The organism is Bradyrhizobium sp. (assembly GCF_004799405.1).
Taxonomy (GTDB): domain Bacteria; phylum Pseudomonadota; class Alphaproteobacteria; order Rhizobiales; family Xanthobacteraceae; genus Bradyrhizobium.
In genome coordinates, this window is the sequence record NZ_SSMW01000031.1 from 40,086 (window position 1) to 63,477 (window position 23,392).

Annotated in this window: 23 protein-coding genes; 8 read left to right on the top strand and 15 right to left on the bottom strand. The window is 62.3% G+C overall.

Annotation, left to right across the window (positions count from 1 at the left end; all coding sequences use genetic code 11):
• Positions 1-87: 87 nt before the first annotated feature.
• Genes E7813_RS05465 through E7813_RS05490 form a run of 6 tightly spaced genes read right to left on the bottom strand, consistent with a single transcriptional unit; the run spans position 88 to position 8,134 of the window.
• The gene (locus tag E7813_RS05465; RefSeq protein ID WP_291571642.1) at positions 88-777 is read right to left on the bottom strand and encodes a response regulator transcription factor; all 690 of its coding nucleotides are present in this window, start codon (positions 775-777) and stop codon (positions 88-90) included.
• Positions 774-3,497, bottom strand: a complete 2,724-nt coding sequence (locus E7813_RS05470) for a sensor histidine kinase KdpD (protein ID WP_291571644.1) — start codon at positions 3,495-3,497, stop codon at positions 774-776. Before E7813_RS05470 ends, E7813_RS05465 begins: the two co-directional genes overlap by 4 nt.
• Before the next feature lie 40 nt (positions 3,498-3,537).
• Positions 3,538-4,143, bottom strand: a complete 606-nt coding sequence (locus E7813_RS05475; protein WP_291571646.1) for a K(+)-transporting ATPase subunit C — start codon at positions 4,141-4,143, stop codon at positions 3,538-3,540.
• 11 nt (positions 4,144-4,154) lie between these two features.
• The gene (gene kdpB / locus E7813_RS05480) at positions 4,155-6,272 is read right to left on the bottom strand and encodes a potassium-transporting ATPase subunit KdpB (protein ID WP_291571648.1); all 2,118 of its coding nucleotides are present in this window, start codon (positions 6,270-6,272) and stop codon (positions 4,155-4,157) included.
• A 25-nt stretch (positions 6,273-6,297) separates the two neighbouring features.
• Positions 6,298-8,001, bottom strand: coding sequence for a potassium-transporting ATPase subunit KdpA (gene kdpA, locus E7813_RS05485; protein WP_291571650.1), 1,704 nt, complete (start codon positions 7,999-8,001; stop codon positions 6,298-6,300).
• Between the two features lie 43 nt (positions 8,002-8,044).
• Positions 8,045-8,134: a K(+)-transporting ATPase subunit F gene (locus E7813_RS05490; protein ID WP_291571652.1), complete on the bottom strand. Its 90-nt coding sequence runs from the start codon at positions 8,132-8,134 to the stop codon at positions 8,045-8,047.
• A gap of 79 nt (positions 8,135-8,213) precedes the next feature.
• On the opposite strand from E7813_RS05490, the gene E7813_RS26115 reads away from it, so the two are divergent.
• From E7813_RS26115 to E7813_RS05520, 6 genes are all read left to right on the top strand, one after another.
• Positions 8,214-9,074, top strand: a complete 861-nt coding sequence (locus E7813_RS26115) for a hypothetical protein (RefSeq protein WP_363331153.1) — start codon at positions 8,214-8,216, stop codon at positions 9,072-9,074.
• 34 nt (positions 9,075-9,108) lie between these two features.
• Entirely contained in the window at positions 9,109-9,393 is a 285-nt protein-coding gene (locus tag E7813_RS05500; protein ID WP_291571654.1) for a hypothetical protein, read from the top strand.
• A gap of 155 nt (positions 9,394-9,548) precedes the next feature.
• A complete protein-coding gene (locus E7813_RS05505) occupies positions 9,549-9,809 on the top strand; it encodes a hypothetical protein (RefSeq protein ID WP_291571656.1) in 261 nt (86 codons plus the stop codon).
• 32 nt (positions 9,810-9,841) lie between these two features.
• Positions 9,842-10,285 carry a hypothetical protein gene (locus E7813_RS05510; protein ID WP_291571658.1) on the top strand — a complete coding sequence of 148 codons (444 nt, stop codon included), beginning with the start codon at positions 9,842-9,844 and terminating at the stop codon, positions 10,283-10,285.
• A complete protein-coding gene (gene dapA / locus E7813_RS05515) occupies positions 10,282-11,250 on the top strand; it encodes a 4-hydroxy-tetrahydrodipicolinate synthase (RefSeq protein ID WP_291571660.1) in 969 nt (322 codons plus the stop codon). Before E7813_RS05510 ends, dapA begins: the two co-directional genes overlap by 4 nt.
• An 11-nt stretch (positions 11,251-11,261) precedes the next feature.
• The gene (locus tag E7813_RS05520) at positions 11,262-11,666 is read left to right on the top strand and encodes a hypothetical protein (protein ID WP_291571662.1); all 405 of its coding nucleotides are present in this window, start codon (positions 11,262-11,264) and stop codon (positions 11,664-11,666) included.
• Between the two features lie 307 nt (positions 11,667-11,973).
• Here the strand turns inward: E7813_RS05520 and E7813_RS05525 are convergent, their stop codons facing one another.
• The gene (locus tag E7813_RS05525; protein ID WP_291571664.1) at positions 11,974-12,249 is read right to left on the bottom strand and encodes a hypothetical protein; all 276 of its coding nucleotides are present in this window, start codon (positions 12,247-12,249) and stop codon (positions 11,974-11,976) included.
• A gap of 248 nt (positions 12,250-12,497) precedes the next feature.
• Here E7813_RS05525 and E7813_RS05530 point away from each other — a divergent pair, with 248 nt between their 5' ends.
• Entirely contained in the window at positions 12,498-12,824 is a 327-nt protein-coding gene (locus E7813_RS05530) for a hypothetical protein (RefSeq protein ID WP_291571666.1), read from the top strand.
• 118 nt (positions 12,825-12,942) lie between these two features.
• On the opposite strand, the gene E7813_RS05535 is transcribed toward E7813_RS05530, so the two are convergent.
• On the bottom strand, positions 12,943-13,203 hold the full coding sequence (locus E7813_RS05535; RefSeq protein WP_291571668.1) for a hypothetical protein: 261 nt from the start codon (positions 13,201-13,203) through the stop codon (positions 12,943-12,945).
• 250 nt (positions 13,204-13,453) lie between these two features.
• Between E7813_RS05535 and E7813_RS05540 the strand changes: the two genes are divergently transcribed.
• Complete coding sequence (locus E7813_RS05540) at positions 13,454-14,260, top strand: cyclic nucleotide-binding domain-containing protein (protein ID WP_291571670.1); 807 nt, start codon at positions 13,454-13,456, stop codon at positions 14,258-14,260.
• A 33-nt stretch (positions 14,261-14,293) separates the two neighbouring features.
• On the opposite strand, the gene fdhF is transcribed toward E7813_RS05540, so the two are convergent.
• From fdhF to mobB, 7 genes are all read right to left on the bottom strand, one after another.
• Positions 14,294-17,059 carry a formate dehydrogenase subunit alpha gene (gene fdhF / locus E7813_RS05545; RefSeq protein WP_291571672.1) on the bottom strand — a complete coding sequence of 922 codons (2,766 nt, stop codon included), beginning with the start codon at positions 17,057-17,059 and terminating at the stop codon, positions 14,294-14,296.
• Positions 17,056-18,765 (bottom strand): NADH-ubiquinone oxidoreductase-F iron-sulfur binding region domain-containing protein, encoded by a 1,710-nt coding sequence (locus E7813_RS05550; protein WP_291571674.1) that lies wholly within the window; start codon positions 18,763-18,765, stop codon positions 17,056-17,058. The genes fdhF and E7813_RS05550 overlap by 4 nt, the downstream gene beginning before the upstream one ends.
• 162 nt (positions 18,766-18,927) lie before the next feature.
• Positions 18,928-19,188 (bottom strand): hypothetical protein, encoded by a 261-nt coding sequence (locus E7813_RS05555; protein ID WP_291571722.1) that lies wholly within the window; start codon positions 19,186-19,188, stop codon positions 18,928-18,930.
• A gap of 89 nt (positions 19,189-19,277) precedes the next feature.
• Entirely contained in the window at positions 19,278-20,933 is a 1,656-nt protein-coding gene (locus tag E7813_RS05560) for an OFA family MFS transporter (RefSeq protein WP_291571675.1), read from the bottom strand.
• Between the two features lie 313 nt (positions 20,934-21,246).
• Positions 21,247-21,504, bottom strand: coding sequence for a sulfurtransferase TusA family protein (locus E7813_RS05565; protein WP_291571676.1), 258 nt, complete (start codon positions 21,502-21,504; stop codon positions 21,247-21,249).
• 51 nt (positions 21,505-21,555) lie between these two features.
• Entirely contained in the window at positions 21,556-22,812 is a 1,257-nt protein-coding gene (gene glp, locus E7813_RS05570) for a gephyrin-like molybdotransferase Glp (protein ID WP_291571678.1), read from the bottom strand.
• An 8-nt stretch (positions 22,813-22,820) separates the two neighbouring features.
• Complete coding sequence (gene mobB, locus E7813_RS05575; RefSeq protein WP_291571680.1) at positions 22,821-23,342, bottom strand: molybdopterin-guanine dinucleotide biosynthesis protein B; 522 nt, start codon at positions 23,340-23,342, stop codon at positions 22,821-22,823.
• Between the last annotated feature and the right edge of the window lie 50 nt (positions 23,343-23,392).

The following is a 23,392-nucleotide window of genomic DNA, read 5'->3' on the forward strand; positions in this document are numbered from 1 at the left end:
GCGGCAAAATAATCTTCGCGGCTTGGGAAAGTTCCAACTTTTGCGTCACACGCCGCTCGTCATGCTCAGGATGACGGATGCGAAGCCCTAATCCGGCGCGCGCAGCCGATATCCGATTCCGGTCTCCGTCAAAACGAATTGCGGGCGCTCCGGATCGGCTTCGATCTTCTGCCGGAGTTGCCGTACATAGACCCGCAGATATTGCGCGTCGGTCAGTTCATCCCACAGTTCCTTGAGCAGAAACCGGTGGGTCAGCACCTTGCCGGCGTGCTGTACCAGCACCCGCAGCAATTCGTATTCCTTGGGCGACAGTTTCACGTCCTTGTCGCCGACCTTGACGATGCGACGCACCAGGTCGACCGAGAGATCGCCGGACCGAAACACCGGGCGTTCGCCGTGGACTTGCAATTGATGCCGCAACGCCGCGCGCATCCGCGCCAGCAGTTCGTCCATCCCGAACGGCTTGGTGAGGTAGTCATCGGCCCCGAGATCGAGTGCCTCGACCTTGCCGGCCTCATCGCCGCGGCTCGACAGCACCACGACGGGGACGCTGTCGTTGCGACCGCGGATCATGCGCAGCAATTCATGGCCCTGGATATCCGGCAGGCCAAGATCGAGAATAATCAATGCAGGATCCTGGGCCAGCAATTCCAGAGCCATTTTGCCGTTGGAAGCTTCCAGTATTTCGTAGCCCTGCGTGCTTAGTCCCATCCGCAGTAATTTGCGGATCGGCGGCTCATCGTCAATGACCAGAACCTTGATCGGGGCAGCGCTCATGCGGCGGTGTCCAGTGCCGCGGATGCCGCCGGGATCGGCAACCGGATGGTCAGCACCGCACCGCTTCGATCGGTACGGTTGGCGGCTGTGATCGTGCCATGCATGGCCTCGACGAAACCGCGGGAAATCGCAAGCCCGAGGCCGGTGCCGGGGCGGACGTGATCGCCCTTTTGCGCGCGGTAGAACTTGTCGAACACGCTCTCCAGTTCCAGCGGCGGAATGCCCGCGCCTTCATCGATGATTTGCAGCGAAACCGAATCCTTGTTCCGCATGCTCCGTATCGATATCGTGGTATCCGCCAGCGCATATTTGGCGGCATTATCCAAAAGATTGAAAAGCACCTGCTCGAACAACACCGCATCGATCTCCAGCATCGGAATATCGGCGGCAAGCTCGAGCGAGACCTTGTGATGAACCAGAATCTTGCTGGCGCGCCGCAACGCGCTGCCGACGATCTCGCCGAGATCGTGCCGCGCGGTATTCGGCACGATGGCGCCGGATTCCAGCTTGGTCATATCGAGCAGATTGGCGATGAAGCGATTGAGCCTTTCCGACTCGTCGATCACGGTTGCCAACAGGTCGCGCTTTTCGGTGTCGGTCAGGCCGCTGGAGAGATCGCGCATGGTGCTGGCGGCACCGAGCACCGAAGCCAGCGGCGTCTTGAGGTCGTGCGAGATCGAGGTCAGGAGCGCAGCGCGCAACCGGTCGGATTCCACCGTGCGTTTGACGCGGTCCATGTCCTCGACCAGTTGCACCCGTTCGATCGCCAGCGCGCCCTGATCCATCAGGGCATCGAGCAGCCGGCGCTGATCCGGGGTGAGCAACGGTCCCGACTTGTCGTCATCGATACCGATGACGCCGATTGGTCCGCGTCCGGTTCGCATCGGCAGGAACAGGCGCTTGGCGCCCGGCAGCGTATCGGAGCCACGCCCGGCCGGACGGTCATTGCCCCACGCCCAGTTCGCCGCGGCGAGGTCGGCCTTGTCGAGTTCATCTTCCGGCGGGTAGCCCGCCTTCACAGTCAGAACGCCGTCCTCGAGCAGCAGCAGGACCACGCGGACTTTCAGCATCAACGCGGTTTGGTAGGCGGTCGCCCATAGCACGTCGTCCAGCGTTGCCGTGCCCGCGAGCTTGCGGCTGAAGGCGTAAAGCGATTCCGTAGTCCGGACCCGGCCGATCGCGGTAACGGCCTGGGTGCGCACGCGCGCGCCGACGTTGGAAACCAGGATCGCGATCAGCATGAAAAAGAAGAACGCCGCAATATTGGTCGGGTCGGTAATCGTGAAGGTATAGACCGGCGGCAAGAAGAAGAAATTGTAACACAGCGACGCCGCGACGCTGGCCAGCAGCGAGGGCCACAGACCGAAGCGAACCGCCACGGTCACCACGGCCGTCAGGAACACCAGATCGACATTCTCGATACCGAACACCGGCTGGATCAGCTCGGCAGCGCCAAGACCGATGGCCACGATCAGAAGCGCCATCAGATATGGCCAGGGATCGAAAGGCTCCGGCCGCGCCGCCGTCTGCACCGCAGTTTTGGCAACGCCCCCGGCAGGCAGTTCATCGCCGGCGATCACGTTGACGCTGATATTGCCGGCGCGCCGCACCAGGTCATGCACCACCGAGCCGCGCATTATTTCGAACCACCACGAGCGGGTCGCCTTTCCGATGATGATCTGGGTGACGTTGTTGGCTTGCGCATAACTGATCACGTCATCGGCGATGCGGCGTCCGACGCCGGGAATGGTCAGCGCCTCGCCACCCAGCGCCTCGGCCAGCCGCAACGTATCGGCAAGCCGGTCGCGCTGCTCGTCGGTCAATTGCAGGCTCCGCCGCGTCTCGATGCTGATGGCGGTCCAGGGCGCGTGCAGGCGATCCGCTAGCCGCTTGGTGTAGCGTACCAGCCCCGCCGCCCGCGGATCCTCACTGAGGCAAACCAGGATACGCTCGCCCGCGGCCCAAGGGCCGGCAATCGCGTTCGCCTGCATGTGGGTCAACAGCTGCTCGTCGACGCGCTCGGCGGTGCGCCGCAACGCCAGCTCGCGCAACGCGGTCAGATTGCCCGGCGAGAAATAGTGCTCCAGCGCCCGCTCGGCCTGCTTGGGGACATAGACCTTGCCCTCCTTCAATCGCTGAATGAGGTCGTCGGGCGTGAGGTCGATCAACTCTATGGCGTCGGCGCGGTCGAATACCGAATCCGGCACGGTCTCGCGCACCCGCACATGCGTGATCTGCGCGACCACGTCGTTGAGGCTTTCGATGTGCTGGATGTTGACCGCGGTGTAGACGTCGATGCCGTGGGACAGCAATTCCTCGACGTCGAGGTAGCGCTTGGGATGGCGGCTGCCGGGCGCGTTGGTATGGGCGAGTTCGTCGACCAGCGCGATCTTTGGATGGCGCGCGATCAGCGCGTCGATATCCATTTCCTCGATGATCTGGTCCTTGTAGTCGATCCGCTTGCGCGGCAGGACTTCGAGACCTTTCAGCAACGCCTCTGTCTCGGCCCGGCCGTGGGTCTCGACGGCGCCGACGACGACATCGACGCCGGCCTTAAGCTTGGCATGCGCGCTCTGCAGCATCTCATAGGTCTTGCCGACGCCGGGGGCCGCGCCGACGAAAATCTTGAGCCGGCCGGCCTGATCGTGCTCCCGCCGCGCGGCCTCCAGCAGCGCATCCGGCGAGGGTCTTTTCTGGGGATCGCGGCCTTGATTTGCCATACGGCAATATAGTCCCTGGACCTCCGACAGCCTAGCGGCGCTATTTCGATGCGGCGGCGTCCAGCGCCAAATTCAGTGCCAAGACGTTAACGCGCGGTTCGCCGAACAATCCGGCAAGGCGGCCTGCCGTGTTCTGGGTGACCAGTTGGCGGACGCGGTCCTCCGGCATGTTGCGCGCCTTGGCGACCCGCGGCAGCTGGAATAGCGCGGCTTCCGGTGAAATATCGGGATCGAGGCCGCTGCCGGAGGTGGTGACGAGATCGACCGGGACGGGCACGGACGGGTTCTCGGCCTTCAACTTGTCGACGTCTTCCTTGATCCGGTCGTTCAGGGCCTTGCTGGTCGGACCAAGGTTTGAACCACCCGAGTTGGCCGCATTATATGGGGCCGGGACGGTCTTGGTGGCATCGGCCGGGTCCGGCGCCGTCGTCGCCGAGGGCCGGCTATGGAAGTATTTGTCGTCCTTGAACTCCTGCCCGATCAGGGCGGAGCCGACTACAACGCCGTTCTTCTCGATCAGGCTGCCCTGCGCCTGCTTTGGAAAGATCACGCCGGCGATCGCGGTCATGGCCAGGGGATAGGCGAGGCCCGTGATCAGCGTGAGGGCGATCAGGATGAGGATGGCGGGGCGAATTTCTCGAAGCATGGAATGTCTCCTCAGGCCAGGTGCAAGGCATTGACGATAATGTCGATGGCCTTGATGCCGATGAACGGAATGATGATGCCGCCGACGCCGTAGACCATCAAGTTGCGGCGCAGCAGCGCGCCGGCTCCGATGGCGCGATAGGCCACGCCCTTCAAGGCCAGCGGAATCAGCGCGATGATGATCAGCGCGTTGAAGACGATCGCCGACAGGATGGCGCTTTGCGGGCTCGCCAGGTGCATGATGTTGAGTACGGCAAGCTGCGGATAGAATGTCAGGAAGATCGCGGGGATGATGGCGAAGTACTTCGCCACGTCGTTGGCGATCGAGAACGTGGTAAGCGCGCCGCGGGTCATCAATAGCTGCTTGCCGATTTCGACGACTTCGATCAGCTTGGTCGGGTTGGAGTCGAGATCGACCATATTGCCGGCCTCGCGGGCGGCCTGCGTGCCGGTGTTCATGGCGACGCCGACATCGGCCTGTGCGAGCGCTGGCGCGTCGTTGGTGCCGTCGCCACACATGGCGACCAGCTTGCCCTTGGCCTGTTCGTCGCGGATCAGTTTCAGCTTGTCCTCGGGAGTAGCCTGGGCAAGAAAGTCGTCGACGCCGGCTTCGGCCGCAATCGCCGCCGCCGTCATCGGATTGTCACCGGTGATCATGACCGTGCGGATGCCCATGCGGCGCAGTTCGGCGAAGCGTTCGCGGATGCCGCCCTTGACGATGTCCTTGAGCTGAACGACGCCGAGCAGGCGGCCGTCCTTGGCGACGGCAAGCGGGGTGCCGCCGGCCTTGGCGATCTCGTCGGAGATCGCCTGAATCTCGCGCGCGACGTCGGAAGTCGCGCTGGTCTGAATCGCGCGAACGGTGTTGCCGGTAGCCACGGTTTGCGACGCTTCACCCCCGATGTAGTTGAGGATGGCATCGACCGCGCCCTTGCGGACCGACGACGCACCGGCATCGACGCCGCTCATGCGGGTTTGCGCCGTAAACGGAATGAAGGTGGCGGCCAACTCGGCCATGTCGCGGCTGCGGATGCCGTATTTTTCCTTGGCGAGCACGACAATCGAGCGTCCCTCGGGGGTCTCGTCGGCCAACGAGGCCAGTTGCGCCGCGTCCGCCAATTCCTGCTCGGTGACGCCGCGCACCGGCCGAAAAGCCGTGGCCTGCCGGTTGCCGAGCGTGATGGTGCCGGTCTTGTCGAGCAACAAGGTATCGACGTCGCCGGCGGCCTCAACCGCCCGGCCCGACATCGCAAGCACGTTGAACCGCACCAGCCGGTCCATGCCGGCGATGCCGATCGCCGACAGCAGCGCCCCGATGGTGGTCGGGATCAGCGTCACGAACAGGGCCACCAGCACCACCACTGAAACCGAACCGCCGGCATAGGCGGCGTAGCTTGGAATCGTCACGGTCGCGAATACGAAAATGATGGTCAGGCCCGCCAGCAGGATATTGAGCGCGATCTCGTTCGGCGTCTTCTGCCGCTCAGCACCCTCGACCAGCTTGATCATGCGGTCGATGAAGGTCGAGCCTTGCGCTGCGGTAATGCGGACGCGGATCCAGTCGGAAAGCACCTGGGTGCCGCCGGTGACCGCCGATCGGTCGCCGCCGGATTCGCGGATCACGGGCGCGGATTCGCCGGTGATCGCGGCCTCATTGACCGACGCAACACCTTCGATCACCTCGCCATCGGAGGGAATGTTGTCGCCGGCCTCGACCAGAACGATATCGCCAACCTTGAGGCTGGTCCCGGATACCAGCCGGTAGGACTTGCCGGAACCCGTCACCAGTTTGGCATGGCTCTCGGTGCGGGTTTTCCGCAGCGACTCGGCCTGCGCCTTGCCGCGGCCCTCCGCGACCGCCTCGGCGAGGTTCGCAAACAGCACAGTGAACCACAGCCACAGGATGATCTGGAAGGTGAAGGCCAGATTCTCCCCGCCGGTCACGAGATCGCGCAGGAAGATCACCGTGGTCAGTGCGGCGACGACTTCGACCACGAACATCACGGGACTCTTGATCATCACCCTGGGATCGAGCTTGGCAAAAGCCGAACCGATCGCGGGGATCACGATCTTCGGATCGAGCATCGCCGAAACCGGCATGCGCTTGTTCAATTTTTGCACGACTTCCATGGACGTAACTCCGAAATGAGTTCGATCAGAACAGGGTATTGGCGTTGCCGGCGAGATGCTCGACGATCGGGCCCAGCGCCAGCGCCGGGAAGAAGGTGAGTCCGCCGATGATCAGGATGACGCCGACCACGAGGCCGACGAACAGGCCGCCGGTGGTCGGTAGCGTGCCTGATGACGGCGGGATCGACTTTTTGCCGGCCAGGGAACCCGCCATCGCCATCGCCGGAACGATCATGAAGAAGCGGCCGACGAACATCGCGATGGCACCCGTCACGTTGTAGAACAGGATATTGCCGGTGAGCCCGGCGAACGCCGAGCCGTTATTCCCGGTTTGCGACGTATAGGCGTAGAGCACCTCGGTGAAGCCGTGCGGACCGGCATTGGCCATCGAGGCCACGGCGGTCGGATAGACCACCGCGACCGCGGTCCAGCCGAGATACATCAACGGCAGCACCAGGATCGCGAGCATCGCCATCTTGACTTCGCGGGCCTCGATCTTCTTGCCGACATATTCGGGGGTGCGGCCGACCATCAGCCCGGCGACGAAGATCGAGATCACGACAAAGATCAGCATGCCGTAGAGGCCGGCGCCGACGCCGCCGACGATGATCTCGCCGAGTTGGATGTTGATCAGCGGGATCATGCCGCCAAGCGCGGTGAAGCTGTCATGCATGGCGTTGACCGCGCCGCAGGAAGCCGCCGTTGTAATGACGGCGAACAGCGAGGACGCAACGATACCGAAGCGGACCTCCTTGCCTTCCATGTTGCCGCCGGTCAGACCGAGCGCGTCGAGCGCCGTGGTGCCGTTGGCTTCCGCCCAATAGGTGACGGCGACGCCTGATATGAACAGCACGCCCATCACGCCCAGGATCGCCCAGCCCTGCTTTTGATTGCCGACCATGCGGCCAAAGACGTTGGTCAGTGCGGCGCCGAGCGCGAAGATCGAAATCATTTGCACGAAATTCGACAGCGCCGTCGGGTTCTCGAACGGATGCGCCGCGTTGGCATTGAAGAAGCCGCCGCCATTGGTGCCGAGCATCTTGATGGCGACCTGCGAGGCAACCGGCCCGACCGCGATGGTCTGCTTGGCGCCTTCCAGCGTGGTGGCATCGACGTAGGCCCCCAGCGTCTGTGGCATGCCCTGCCAGACCAGAAACAGCGTGTAAATCACGCAGATCGGCATCAGCACATAGAGCGTGCAGCGCGTTACATCGACCCAGAAGTTGCCGATGGTGCGCATCGAGGAGCGTGAGAAGCCGCGGATCAGGGCTACCGCCAGCGCGATGCCGGTTGCCGCCGACAGGAAGTTCTGATGGGTCAGGCCCAGCATCTGCACCAGATAGGACAGCGTGCTTTCGCCGCCGTAGTTCTGCCAGTTGGTATTGGTGATGAAACTGATCGCGGTGTTGAACGAGAGATCCTCGGCGACCGCGGATTGTTCCGCCGGGTTGAACGGCAACAGCGCCTGCAGCCGCATCAGCGCATAGATGATGACGACGCCCCCGACGTGGAACAGCAGCATCGCAACCGTATAGGTCAGCCAATGCTGCTCGCGCTTCTCGTCGACGCCGCCGACCCAGTAGAGCGAGGCCTCGACCGGCCGCAACACCGGCGACAGAAAGGTTCGCTCGCCGTTGAAGACGCGCGTCATGTAGCCGCCGAGCGGCTTTGTCAGCGCGACGATGATGGCGCAGTACAGAATGATTTGAATCCAGCCGATGGCGGTCATGGTGGTGTGCCTTTTGAAGACGCGGGATCGATGCCTGAAGCGGTCAGAACCGCTCGGGCCGCAGCAGCGCGTAGGTCAGGTAAAACAGCAGGCCCGCGGAAACGAGGCCGGCGAGTGAGTAATCGAAGATCATGGCTGCTCTCCTCTAAAGCCGTTCGCAGGCATAGGCGTAGCCGATACCCGCCGCGAACAAGCCGAAGGCGAGAGCCAGCATGACGATGTCCAACATGACGATCTCCTTGTCGCGCCGTGTCCGTGCGCAACCTTGCGTGTTTTCGGGGAGGCAGTTTGCGATGGATCAATATGCGGATCGAATTGCGATCCCGGCCTTACCCGTATCGGCTGGCGTGAAGTGCCATTCCACGCATTTGTTTTCGAGACGGGAGCAACGGCAAAGTTATAGGAATCCCATAGTGACGCGGCCTTGCGACCTCTTCGTCGCCCTTGCCTGGGAAGTGGCCTTGGGGGGTGGCATTCAGGAGGCGCACCGCGCTTATGAGATTCCTATATTTCGAGGCCCCGCCCCGTCTCGTTTTCAAATGACGCTTTGCTCATCTTGCTGGGTACGGCCGCGGATCGCGGCTGCATCGATGCGAGACGACGCCATGCCGCTACTTTCAGAACACCCCAGTCGAGAAGAACTCAGCAATCGGCTGCGCGAGGCGCAGGCCACGACGACAGAGCTGATACTGGAAGTGATCGGCGAGATATGCCGGCGCTTTCCATCCGCGGGACAGACCGAAAAGACGGCACGGATCGAGCGATTGATCCGGTCGGGCGCCTGGACGGACGCCGCGCTGGCGTTGATCGATCTGGAACTGCCGCAATGGCAGGTTCGCCGCATCGCCTATGACGAGGGCGAGTGGTACTGCGCGCTGTCGCGCGAGCGCGAGCTCCCGGAATGGCTCGATCAATCGATCGAAGCCCGCCACACGGATTTGCCGCTGGCGCTGTTATGCGCGTTTGTTGACGCCCAGCGCACTACCGCACCGTCGAGCAAGACCAGCGTCCCCGCCGTGCCGCACGAAGCGAGCACGCTCTACGAGCCGGTCGTCTGCGACAATTTCGCGTAAGGCTGCGAACGAACCGATGCCGGAGTCTTGAGTCTTGGCGCCGCTTCCGAATTTGCCGCTGCAACCAGCAACGATCCGGGCGCTCGTTCGCTTTTGCCTGCGAACGAGCATTCTGGTCATTTTTGCCGCATTTGGCACCATCGGCTTCGGCAGAAGCCTTGCCGCCCTGCTCTGGATGGCCATCATCCTCTGCGCCGTCATCGGCACGATCAGGCGCGAGCCTCCGTTCCACGCCGCTCTCAATCACTGGGACGAAATGGTCGCGTTCACGGCATTGTTTGCTCTGGTCAGCGGCTTCAATCATTCCATTGCGGTTTGAGACAGCCTCGCGCGATCCTATGCGGCTCCTATTAGATCGCTGACTTGTCGCCCTCGAATTCATATCCGACCAGGAAGATATTGGCGGCACGAGCAGGCGTTCTCGGCGGATGAACCGCGAGCAGAGCGCAACTCGCCCATAGAAGGAATACCAACGTGAAGCTCGTCGAACCTCCCTCGTGCAGCGCAGCATCTACCGTCGTCTTTATTGGCAAGAACAGCCGCGGCCTGTGGGTCGCCCAGGAACAGAACGGTCTCTATGGCGGCTTGTTCGTGAACCGCGCGCAAGCTGTCAAATACGCGCTGTTCGAGAACGGCCATCACCCCGAAACCATCATCGAGCTGGCGCGCGAACCCGAACTCGACATGGGCGGCAAGATCCCGCTCCCCGCCGCCGACACTCGCCGCGTCGCGTGACAAATCGAGCACCCGTCATTCAGGAGCGCCAGTTGGGTGAGCCTCATTCCGTTTCAAACCAGGAGCAGGTCGTCGATACGATGATCGAGCTCACCCGTCTTTCCAATCTGCACCGCGCCATCGTCGCCGGCAGCGACTGCCTGGAACTTTACCTGGCGCTGCGGCAGCGCGGGTTCATTCGCGTGGCTACTACAGCGACCTGCCGCATTCCAAAGCGACAACACGCGGTTGGCCTGATCAAGAGCCAGGATTCCGTTCAAGCGATCGAGGCGGCGCTGATCCAGATCTCGCAATTCCTCGGTCCCAGCGCAGCCATCGCTATTCTGATCGACTCCCGCGAAAGCGGCGTTTGCCTGAAAATCCGCACCAGGCTGGAACGAATGGGCTTTCGGATCGAGGCGGGTGTCAGATGCCAGCAGGGACTCGTGCTCTCCGCCTATCGGCAGGGCTTTGGCCAGATGGAAAACGCAGCGTGAAATCCGATCTTGCACGTCCCGCTACTTGGCTGGCGGGCTACATAGCCGACCTTCCCACGCCCTTCGATGAAAGCGGCGCGCTTGATCTGGCTGCATTCGCAAAGCTCTGCGAACGCCAGATCGAGGCTGGCGCCTCGGCCGTCGTCGTCGGCGAAACCGCCGGCGAAGCGTCCACGCTGACACCCGCCGAGCACGACAGCCTCGTGCGTACCGCAGTCGAGCTCGCAGGTCGTCGCGGCCGCGTCATTGCCGGCGCCGGATCGAATTCAACCAGCCAGGCCGTCGACCTGACCCGGCGCGCCGAGACCGCCGGCGCCGATGCGGTGCTTTCGGTCGTGCCCTATTACAACAAACCGATGCAATCCGGCATCTCCGCGCACTTTGAAGCGATCGCCGCCTCCACTACCCTGCCTATTATCCTGCACGACATTCCAGCCCGGACCATCCGCGAATTGTCGGACGATACGCTGACGCGGCTCGCCGGATCGAACCGGTTCATTGGATTGAGGGATGCGACCGGCGATGTTACCCGCCCGATGCGGCTGCGTCCGCTGCTGCCGAATGGATTCCGCCTGCTGTCCGGGGACGACGCAACGGCGCTGGCATTCATTGCCAACGGCGGGGATGGCTGCATCTCCACAGTCTCGAACATCGCACCGGAGCTATGCCTGACGATGTTCTCGAGCTGCCGGCAGGGACGGCTGCAGACGGCGAGGTATCTGCAAAATCGGATTGCGCCCCTGGTGGCCGCGCTCTCCAAAGAGAATCCCGCAGCCCTGAAATACGCGCTCTGTTTGCTCGGCTTCATGTCGCCAACTACGCGCCTGCCCCTTGTCGAACTTGCCGATGCGGCGAAAGCCGATGTCGCGAGCGCGATCGCCGGGATCGGCGACGAAGATCTGGCCTGTCCGATCGAGAGCTGGCACGATCGCCGCTTTCCAACGGGTTCGGCCGCTACGTCGTAGAGGCATCTCGAATGATCTCTAGCGTTGCTGGAAAAGAATGGCACGCCAAGACCCTGCGCGCCTGGCAGCTCGCAATTCTGCGCTTTGCCTTGACGCTGGACAATGCCGACAGGCTGGCCGTGATGGCGATCGCAAGCGAGATCGACAGGCTTGGCCCACAGAACGAGGCCAAGCTGGATTTCGACTTCTTTCAGCGAACCAGTGCCGGGCTATGCGCTGCCATTCTGCAGCCGGACGAACTTAACGCTGCAATCTTGCGGCAATACCTTGCGCGGATCGATGACGAGCGCCTCAAGCGAAGCTTCGCGGCGGCCATGCAACCCGAGCAACCGAATACCTCTTCGGCCAGCAAACCTGTCAAGCGCGACAACGGCCTATGGAGAGGGCTATCCTCCGGGAGCAACCATGCGCTCTAAGCGGCGCTTGTTTAGGGGGCGTTGTTGCGCCGACTTACCGGCTGCCGGCAGAGGCCGATCAGGAAGGTGCTTCTCGCGCCATTTCGGTCCGGGTCCGCGCATATAATGGTCTTCCGGCCGGTATTTCCGGCGCGGCCCGTCCCAGGAGGGGCCCAGAAACGTCAGCACGACGCTAAGGGTATCGCGCAGGCTGGAAGCAAGGAAGGATGTGATGGATGCAAACCTTGGCATCAGACCTTTCTGCAAGGTTAGATTGGAATTGGCGGCCCGCCGCCTCCTGGTCAACGCTGCGGCCCTCATTTGCGCGTCATCTATCGCGCGACCGGTCGAACCGGATGCCGCGGAGTTTGAGCTCGCGCTTCAGGCGGCGAAGCTTGGCATCTGCGATCGCCTCGATCATCTCCTTTAGGTAGCCATTAACGCGCTTCAACGCGTTGCGGGCGCGGACACGAATCCGCTTGCCGTGCACCCTGCCGAACCGATAGTCACCGGGTGAATTGCGCCGGCCGACGAGATAGGATCGATAATCATCGTCGTAGATCAACTCCCGGTATTTTTCATCGCTGGTAAGAAAGTGAACCATCTCTCATCTCCGCCATAAGCCCGGATCGCGAGCTGTTGCCGCGAAGATGCGCACGACGGTATATGAAATCGAGACGCCCTGCCGCGGTCCCTCATAGCCGCGGCATAAACTCCCCACCGGGATTGGACGGCGTAAGTTTCGCTGCGGGCTAACTTTATATCTCTCCTATGAGATGCAACGCTCATCCATCTCGCATTCCTATGACATCGTCGGCACATCATGGCCGTTAGAGTCGTAAGGAGGCCGCTATGGCCGCGATCACGTTCAATACCGAAGCCCGGAAGGAGCAAATCCGAAACCGGATCCAGACCGCTTTCGCCACCTACCGCGAGATGCTCGATACGTTTGTCAGCAACCGGGTGCGACAGGCCGCAGCGGCAGCCGAGCGGGCTCGCCCGCGGCAAGCTCTGGATGCGACATCGCCAGACAAGGCTGGAGCGGGTGCCGCGCGGGCTCACTTTGCGATGATCAAGCGATTCTGTATTTCGGCTTTTACCGTCGTAGCGGCGACCTGCGCCCTCGCTGCCATGATGGCGCTAAAAATCCTCGTCTATCTCCCGCACTCTCACTCTTGACGTTGCTCCGCCGCGGCAAAGATGCCTCGGGCGAAACTGCCGATAAGGTCATCAAAATCAAACGGTGAGTGGATGGAGAGGGCGAGGCCGTCGAGCTGTCAAAGCGGCATCGGGTTGCCTAGAAATCCCACTTGTCGCCCAATATCATCGGCTGCTGCGGGATTTCGTCAAACATCTGCTCGCGCTGGATTCGACGCGTCTTTGCGGTGACGATCGCCTGGTGAAGAATTTTGAACCCCGCGCCTATTCGCCCCATAGCCCGGCGGGCGAAAACGCGCAGCTGCTTTGTGAGCATCCGGCGCGACGGAAGGGCGATCGGGGATCGGTTCAAGCCGACCGGGCGATGGGGCCGATCCTGGTGCGAACAGAACAGGGTCATCGTTCATCTTCCGGAATCCGGCGCCGACAAGCGCCAGGAACCCCAGAGATGCACGCTCAGGCATAGGAAATCGAGACGACCTCCCGTTCCCTGTCATAGCCGCGGCATATAAGGGCTGCCAAAACCGTGCCAGGGTAGCGGGGCCTTTTGCCCAGGCCCCTGCGGGCGGTGTTGTGCTCGCGCCGGTCGCCCATGCTATATATATTCTTTATAGTCGTTCAAAATAACCAACCGAAGTGGCGAAACTGAAATGCTCATCGACGCAGACCTGTCCAACACGCTCGACCGCATTCTCGACACGGCGGCCGATAACCTCAGGGTCGCAAAGATACTGGTCCAGTTGGGGCTCGACCCCAACAACATCACCTACGACGCTATCTTCAATCGCCTGCTGGAAATCTTTTTGCAAAACATCACCCTGGCCAACATGTGTGCCCTGGTTGGTGCCGTCTTCTTTGTCGCCACCCTGCTGACGCAGACCATGGTGCCGCTACGGGTCGCGAACATGATCGGCTGCGCCTTCTTCGCCGTCTTCGGCGCGCTCAGCGGAACCATCACGACCTTTCTGTTGTATCTCCTGCTGGTCCCCATCAACGCTTTTCGCCTGCGCCAAATGCTCGTTCTCGTCAAGAAGGCGCGTAGCGCCACGCAGGGCGACACCTCGATGGAATGGCTCAAACCGTTCATGACGGAGCGAAAATACCGCAAGGGCGATACTTTGATGAAGAAGGGCGATGCCGCCGACGAAATGCTGCTCACCGTCACCGGAAAGTTTCTTGTGAAGGAAATCAGCGTCGAACTGCCGCCGGGACGTCTGATGGGTGAACTCGGTTTCCTCACGCCCGACAACCGCCGGACCGCGACAATCGAATGCATCGAGGACGGGCATGTATTGACTATCACTTACGAGAAGCTGCTCGAGATCTACTTCCAGAACCCGCAATTCGGCTATTACTTCCTGGTCCTGACCAGCCAGCGCCTGCTGGAAAATATCGCGCGGCTGGAAGCCTTTGTCGCGCAAAGCAAGGTCCCGCAGCAGGCTGCGGGCACGAACTGAACATCGGTATTATGTAGTTGTAGCTGGTCCCATTCACTCCGCGGCGCTGCGAATCTCGGCGCGCTCGGCCTTGACGGCGCAGAACTTGAATTCAGGAATTTTCCCGAACGGATCGAGCGCCGGATTGGTCAGCAGGTTGGCCGCCGCTTCGGCGTAACAGAACGGCATGAACACCATGTTCTCCGGCACGTCGCGGTCGGAGCGCACCTTGACCTCGACCGCGCCGCGTCGGGTCTCCAGCCGGATGACATCACCGGGCCACACCTTCAACCGCCGCATGTCCTTTGGCGCCATGAACGCCACCGCCTCGGGCTCGATCTGGTCGAGCACATGGGAACGCCGCGTCATCGAGCCGGTGTGCCAGTGTTCGAGCACGCGCCCGGTCGAGAACACCATCGGATATTCGTCATCGGGCAATTCGTCCGGCGGCAGCACGTGCGCCGGCACGATCTTGCCGCGGCCGCTCTCGGTCGGAAAACCGGTGGTGAAGATGATCTCGTTGCCGGGCAGATGAGGGTCGTCGACCGGATAGGTCACCGCACCTTCGCGCACCAGCCGCTCCCAGGTGATGTTTTTGAGAGACGGCATCAGTTGCGCCATCTCGGTGAAGACCTCGCCGGGTCCCGCGTAGTTCCAGGGCAGGCCCATGCGCTTGCCGATCTCCTGGATGATCCAGAGATCCTGCCGCGCGTCGCCCGGTGGCTTGATGACCTCGCGCGCCAACTGCACCCGGCGATCGGTGTTGGTGAAGGAGCCGGACTTCTCCGCAAAAGCGGAGGCCGGCAGAATCACGTCGGCGTGAAAGGCGGTCTCGGTGACGAAAAGGTCTTGGACCACCAGATGGTCGAGCTTGGCGAGCGCCTGCCGCGCATGCTGCAGATCGGGATCGGACATCGCGGGGTTCTCGCCTTCGACGTACATCCCGTGAATCTCACCGGCGTGGATCGCGTTCATGATCTCGACCACGGTAAGTCCGCGTACGGGATCTAGCTCCTGGCCCCAGAGTTTCTCGAAGGCGCCACGCAGGTCGTCGCGGCCGACAGGCTGATAATCCGGCAGAAACATCGGAATCAGCCCGGCATCGGAAGCGCCCTGCACGTTGTTCTGGCCGCGCAGCGGATGCAGCCCGGTGCCGGGACGGCCGATTTGGCCCGTGATCAGCGCGAGCGCGATCAGGCAGCGCGCATTGTCGGTGCCGTGCACATGCTGGCTGATGCCCATGCCCCAGAAGATGATGGAGGACCGCGCGCGCGCATAGGTGCGGGCAACCTCGCGCAACGTCTCCGCGGGGATACCGCAGATCGGCGCCATCTTCTCCGGCGTGAATTCCGTGATCTTGGCCTTCAGGTCCGCGTAGCCCTCGGTATAGCCGGCAATATATTGATCGTCGGTCAGCCCTTCCGTGATGATGGTGTTCATCATCGCGTTTAGCATCGCGACATCGCTGCCGGGCTTGAACTGGAGATGCAGGGTCGCATGGCGCGACAGCGCCTGCCCGCGCGGGTCCATCACGAACAGCTTCGCGCCACGCTTGGCGGCGTTCTTGATGAAAGTCGCAGCGACCGGATGGTTTACCGTAGGATTAGCGCCTATCACCCATATGACTTCAGCATCCGCAGCGGCCGCGAACGGTGCAGACACCGCTCCCGAGCTCAGGCCTTCGAATAGCGCCGCCACCGACGACGCGTGGCACAACCGGGTGCAGTGATCGACATTGTTGGAGCCGAAGCCGGTGCGCACCAGCTTCTGGAACAGATAGGCTTCCTCGTTCGAGCCCTTGGCCGAGCCGAAGCCGGCGAGCGCCTTGACGCCCTTCTCGTCGCGGATCCTGACGAGGCCCCTGGCGGCGATGTCGAGCGCTTCTTCCCAGGAGGCTTCGCGGAAATGCGTGAACGGGTTGGCCGGATCGACCTGGTCGTTGGAATCCTTTTTGGCATTTGGCAGCCGCACCAGCGGCTTGGTCAGGCGATGCGGATGGTGGATGTAGTCGAATCCAAAGCGCCCCTTGACGCAGAGCCGGTTGTGATTGGCTGGCCCGTCGCGGCCCTCGGCGTAGATGATCTTCTCATCCTTGACTTGGTAGGTGGCCTGACAGCCGACCCCGCAGTACGGGCACAGCGAGTCCACCTTCCTGTCCGCATAGACGACGCGGGTCTGGTTCTCATCAAGCATCACCGCCGGCATCAGCGCGCCGGTTGGGCAGGCCTGCACGCATTCGCCGCAGGCCACGCAGGTCGATTCCCCCATCGGATCATCGAAATCAAACACGATCTTGGATTCGTGGCTGCGATAGGCCATGCCGATGACATCATTGACCTGGACTTCGCGGCAGGCGCGCACGCACAGGCCGCACTGGATGCAGGAATCGAGATTGACGCGCATTGCGGGATGGCTGGCATCGCCCTGCCAGCGCTCGGCTGCCGGGAAACGGCTTTCGGTCACTTCGACCTTTTCGGCCCAATGCCAGAACTTCGAATCCGGATCGTGCGACGTTTCGCGCGCCGGCTGGTCGGCGACCAGCAACTCCATCACCATTTTCTGCGCCGCCACCGCGCGGGCGCTGGCCGATTTCACCTTCATGCCGACGCTAGGCAGCCGCTTGCAGGAAGCTGCCAGCACGCGCTCGCCCTCGACTTCGACCATGCAGGCGCGGCAATTGCCGTCGGGCCGGTAGTCGGGCTCCGGCGAATAGCACAGGTGCGGAATTTCACGACCCTGACGCTTGGCCACCTGCCAGATGGTCTCGCCTGCGTTGGCCTCGACCTGCTTGCCGTCGAGCTCGAACTGAATCTTGGTCATTCCGCAGGTTCCTTGGGCAGGAACTCTTCCGGGAAATATTTAATGACTGAGGTTAGCGGATTCGAGGCCGCCTGGCCGAGCCCGCAGATCGACGCATCCCGCATCGCCTGGCTCAATTCGTCGAGCAATTCGCGGTTCCAGACCGGCCTCTCCATCAATAGCGCCGCCTTCTGGGTGCCGACGCGGCAGGGCGTGCACTGGCCGCAGCTTTCGTCTTCGAAGAAACGCATCAGGTTGAGCGCCGCACCCTTCACGCTGTCCTGCTGCGACATGATAATCACCGCGGCGGAGCCGATAAAGCAGCCGTATTTTTCCAAAGTGCCGAAATCGAGCGGAATGTTGTCCATCGATGCCGGCAGGATGCCGCCGGATGCGCCGCCCGGAAGATAAGCGTGGAAGGTATGGCCCTCGGCCATGCCGCCACAAAATTCGTCGATCAACTCGCGCACCGTGACGCCGGCCGGCGCAAGCTTCATGCCGGGGTTCCTGACCCGGCCGGACACCGAATAGCTGCGCAATCCATGGCGGTCGTTGCGGCCGTGACTCTTCCACCAGTCCGCGCCTTTTTCGACGATGTCGCGCACCCACCACAGCGTCTCGATGTTGTTGATCAGCGTCGGAAGTCCGAACAGCCCGACCTGGAACGGGTAAGGCGGCTTGTGCCGCGGCAAACCGCGCTTGCCTTCGATGCTTTCCAGCAGCGAAGACTCTTCGCCGCAGATATAGGCGCCGGCGCCGCGCCGCATGTGCAGCGTCGGGCCGCCGGGCGGAAGCTTGGCGATTTCACGATCGAGAATCTGGCGCGAGGCCGGATATTCGTCGCGGATGTAGATGTAGATGTCGGTCGCTTCCACCACGTGTGCGCCGATCAGCATGCCCTCGAGAAAGCGATGCGGGTCGGTCTCGAGATAATAGCGGTCCTTGAAGGTTCCGGGCTCGCCCTCGTCGCCATTGATCGCCATCAGCCGCGGCCCCGGTTCGCCGAGCACCGCGCGCCACTTGCGCCCGGTCGGAAAGCCCGCGCCGCCGAGTCCGCGCAAGGACGCATCGTCGAGCGCCTTCAGCAGATCCTCCCTGGCGAGATCGCCCGAGCGCAGCCGCTTGAGCAGCGTATAGCCGCCGCCGGCGAGATAGGCGTCGTAATCGATGTAGTCAGGCAGATGCGGATGGGTGTCGCCGCCCTTGGCCGCCGCCAGCACGCTCGAAACACTGGCGTGATCGACGAAGTGATGACCGACCTCGGCCGCGGGCGCGGTGTCGCAGCGGCCGACGCAGGGTGCGCGCACCACGCGGATGCCCGGGCCGGCCTTCTCCTGCACCTGCTGCAGTAATTTCTCCGCGCCCAGCATCGCGCAGGTCAGTGAGTCGCAGACGCGAATGGTCAGCGGCGGGATGTTTGGCTCGCCCTCCTTCACGACGTCGAAATGCGCGTAGAAGGTCGCAGTCTCGAACACTTCGGCGAAAGCCAGCTTCATCTCGTCGGCGAGCGCTGCGAGGTGGGCTGCGGAAATCTGGTTATAGTGGTGCTGGATCAGGTGCAGATGTTCGATCAACAGATCGCGCCGCCGCTGCCGGTCACCGAGCAAAAGCGCAATTTCTTCAGCGGCTTGGGGATCGATCTGGCGCCCCTTGGGGGTCGATTTGGCCCGCCGGCGTCCCTCCCCCGGATGTTCGAACGGGCGGACCTGTTGCACGTCATGACTCATGGGAACGTCTCGTTCTCTCTTTTAGTCCTGCAACTCTAGTTCGTGGCATGCCAGATGCCAAGAGAAATTATGTCGTCCCAATAAGCATTTAAGGGGCACGACAGCCGCCGCTGTCATGCCCCTCTGCCAAGCTAATTCATCCATTGAGCGATTAAAGCCGTCTCAGCTCTTGTCCATGCAGTCTTCGATATAGAACCAGCGGTCGTCGCCCTCCAGTCCCTTCCTCCTTACCTCGGCGCGGCACACTTTCAGCCTGGGTTTGTTCAAAGCCCACTTCGCACGCATCTCCTTGAGGCGTTCGATGGTGAGTTTCACCCTTGAAGGTTTTGCTCCTGGAGCGGGTGTCGTGGTCTGCGCCGATGCGGTGCAAAGTGTTCCTGCGACGAAAAGTGCTGCGACAAGGCAAACACGGGTGCGAAACATGACGGTTTTCTCCTGATCTGGTTGTGCGATGAAATGAAAACGCATTGACGCCGCGGGACGAGTTTCACCCCGCGGCCGTGATGGCCTGATCAGAAAATCTTGCCCACGCTTTCCAGCGTCTTGTACACGCCCCAGGCAAGCGGGATGCCGACAAAGGCCCAGAACAGCGCGGCCTTGACGTCTAATCCGCCCCTGCCGATGCCGAACGACCCGGTCTGCACCGCAGACCCGCTTTTCGCGCTCGCCGCCTGCAGCCTCGCGACCTCGTCAGCGCTCATGTGCCACTTCGAATCGACCGGCTTGATCAGGTAGTTGCAGATCAACCCGCCGATCAGCATCGCGCACAGGATGTACATCGTGGTGTTGTAAAGCTGGTCGCGCGGAACGCCGGCCGCGAGCTGGAACTCACGGATGTAGTTCACCACCACGGGACCGATGATGCCCGCAGTCGACCACGCGGTCAGCAACCGGCCGTGAATGGCGCCCACGAACTGCGTTCCGAACATGTCGGCAAGATAGGCCGGCACCGTCGCGAAGCCGCCGCCATACATCGACAGGATGATGCAGAAGGCAGCAACAAACAGCGCTTTCGAGCCCATGTTGGCGAAGGTCGGCGCCAAGGCATAGAGCGCGATACCAATCAGGAAGAAGCAGAAATAGGTATTCTTGCGGCCGATATAGTCGGACAGCGAAGCCCAGAATACCCGGCCACCGATGTTGAACAGCGACAGCAGCCCGGCAAAACCCGCCGCGATGCCCGCAATGATCGTCTTCTGCTCGACGTTCAGCGCGTTGAAGCCGAGGTCCGGAAACCCGATCAGCTTGCCGGCGAAGATCTCCTGCAACATCGGCGAGGCCATGCCGATCACGCCGATACCGGCCGACACATTCAGACACAGCACCCACCAGATCAGCCAGAACTGCGGTGTCTTGTGTGCATTGTCGAGATGCACGTGATGCTGCGAGATCATCGTCTTGTTTTCGCTCGGCGGAGTCCAACCCTCAGGGCGCCAGCCGGCCGGCGACACGCGGTAGGCGAAGGCGCCGATCATCATGAACACGAAATAAATCACGCCCATGGTGGCAAAGGTCTCCCAGACCCCGACCGAGGCAGGGGTCTTGAAGTAATTGATCAGGATGTTCGCCAGCGGCGCGCCGATCAGCGTTCCGCCACCGAAACCGGCAATGGCAAAACCGGTCGCCATGCCGCGATGGTCGGGAAACCATTTGATCAGCGTCGAAACCGGGGAGATGTAACCGAGGCCGAGACCGACGCCGCCGATGACGCCGGCCCCTAACCACATGATCCAGAGCTGATGCACGTAAACGCCGAATGCGCCGACCAACAGGCCACCGCCCCAGCACAACGCGGCGACGACGCCGGCCTTGCGCGGGCCGACGCGCTCGAGCCAGCCGCCCCAGATCGCGGCCGATACGCCGAGCAGCACGAAGAACAGAGTGAACATCCAACCGAGGCTGGCCACTTTCCAGTCGCAGGTGGTGGTGAACAGCTCTTGCACGAGCGATAGATCGGGGCATGCTTTTGGCGCGGTCAGTCCGACCGCGCGCGACAGCGGCAGCCAGAACACGCTGAAGCCATAGGCCATGCCGATGCACAGATGAATGCAAAGCGCCGCGGGCGGCACCAGCCAGCGATTGAAGCCGGCGGTCGCAATCGTCCGCTCGCGATCGAGAATTCCCATCCCGCCACCGGACATAGTTCCAGTGCTGCTGATTGTCGTCATCGAGTCCCTCCCTGACAGCCGCCCTTGCCGGGCATGTCTGCCGTCCACGATCCTGTTGTCCTCAGCCCTTCAACGGCGCGGCAGCTCTCGCATTGCTGCCCTGCACAATTCTCAAGATGCGCCAGGATCGCGACGCGCATTCGAGAATTCTAACACCTGATGCGACACGTTATGCCGGCTGCAGCCGTGATTTGAAAAGTGCCCCGTTCCGGATTGCGTGTGCCACAGGCGCGAATCATCCTCCGCACCCCTGCGGAGACTTCAATTGGGGCAGAAGCCGGGTTCGGTGTCGATAGGCAAAAGGTAGCTATTTTCACAGGTTTCGCTCCCCGGGTGCAGTCAGACCACTTGTCTTTTCGATCACGAAAACGATCCGCTGTTCCGCGCGCTCGGCGATCTCGACGCGGTCGCCGGTCTCCCGGATCAGGTTGGGGATGTCGATCACCGACAAAGGATCGGTGCAGTGAACCTCGAGGACGTCGCCCGGCTTCAGCGCCTTCAGCGCCTTGCGCGTCTTCAATGCCGGCAGCGGACATTTGAGCCCGGTGAGATCGAGTTTGGTCGTGGTCATGCCCGGAACATGGCGAAGGCGACCCACGCGGTCAACGGCTACGGCCGGCGATCAAAGCAGGCTCGCATACGCCAAAAATCCCACCATCTGCCCTGGCTCGACCTGCGTGATAGCCTCGCCCAGTTCGACGAGGCCGTCGGTGTCCACCAGGGACGACAGCAAGCCCGCGCCCTCACGCGGGAACTTGACGGCTTCAAGCTCGCCGTCATCGCCCTTGCGCAGATTGACCCGGACATATTCGCGGCGGGCGATCTTCTTGTTGTAAGCGAAGGCCGCACGCACCGGCATTGGCACCGGATGCTGTTGACTGGCGCCCGCCAGCGCCAGCACGGTCGGACGCACCACATGGACGAAGGTGACAAAACTCGCCACCGGATTTCCCGGCAGTCCGATGAACGGAGTGCCCGCGATGATCCCCATCGCAACGGGACGGCCGGGCTTGATCGCCATGCGCCATAGCACAAGGCTCCCGACGCTTTCGACACTGGCCTTGACGTGATCTTCTTCGCCGGTCGAAACCCCGCCGGTGGTCAGGATCAGGTCATGCGTGCCGGCCACCTTCCTGAGGCCCTGTGCGAGCGAGGCGCGATCGTCGCTGACGATACCGAGGTCGCTGACTTCGCAGCCGAGCCGCACCAGCATCGCCATCAGCATGAAGCGATTGGAATCGAACAATTGCGCCGCCGCGCGCGGCGTCCCCGGCGATACCAGTTCGTTCCCGGTCGAGAACACCGCGACGCGGATGCGCCTGGTCACCTTGAGTTGCGTCAGGCCAAACGCGGCGGCCAGTGCAATATCCTGCGGCCGCAAGCGCTGACCGGCTGCGAGCGCGGAACGCCCGACCGGAATATCTTCACCCGCGGGGCGCACATTCGCGCCGGGTCGCAAGCCCGCCGGAAGAACTACCTTGCCGCCTTCATCGAGGCGCACATCCTCCTGCATGAAAACCGTGTCGGCGCCGTCGGGCATCGGCGCGCCGGTAAAGATCCGCATGGCGTGGCCGTGCTTGATGGCTTGGTTTGCCGAGGAGCCTGCCTGAACGCGGCCCGTCACCGGAAATGCCTGCTCTTTGCCTTGCGCAAGATCGCCGCTGAACACGGCATAGCCGTCGACGGCGGAATTGGTGAAAGGCGGCAGTGGCAGCGGGGCCGAGATGCTGTTGGCGAGAACCCGTCCGTCGGCCTCGCCCAAGGCAACGGTTTCGACGTCCTGCACCGGCGTGACCCGCGCGGCGATGATGGCCACGGCCTCGTCGACCGACATCATCGGGCCGCCGAAGGCAAAGCAATCGTCGGACAATTGCGCCATCTGGGTTCTCAGGTCTCGCGTCGCGCCAGCACGTCCGCGATATCGACGGCGGACGCCTGGATCATGGCGGCGATCGCCTTGATGTCATCGAGATGGGCGAGCGGAAGCGTTGTTTCAAGCTTGGTATCGGTTGCGATGCCGACGATATCGGGGTCGTCAGGGAATAATGCCGGCTTGGCGTTGGCGCCGCGATACACCTCGATCTTGCGATGCGGCTCGTGCTTGAAGCCCTCGATCAGGATCAGGTCGACCGGCGACATCTTCGCCAGCAATTCAGGCAGTTTCGGTTCGGCGGCGCCGCGCAATTCGTGCATCAGCGCCCAGCGCTGGGTCGAAGACACCAGAACCTCGGCGGCGCCCGACTGCCGGTGCACCCAGGAATCCTTGCCGGGCACGTCGACATCGAATTGATGATGGGCATGCTTGATCACGGAAACGCGCAAGCCTTCGGCGATAAAATGCGGGATCAGCCGCGTCAACAGCGTGGTTTTGCCAGCGCCGCTCCACCCGGCGAGACCGATCATTTTCATTCTATTCTCCGGGCCGCCGACGGAACCAGGCTGGGTTTTGCCCCGACGTG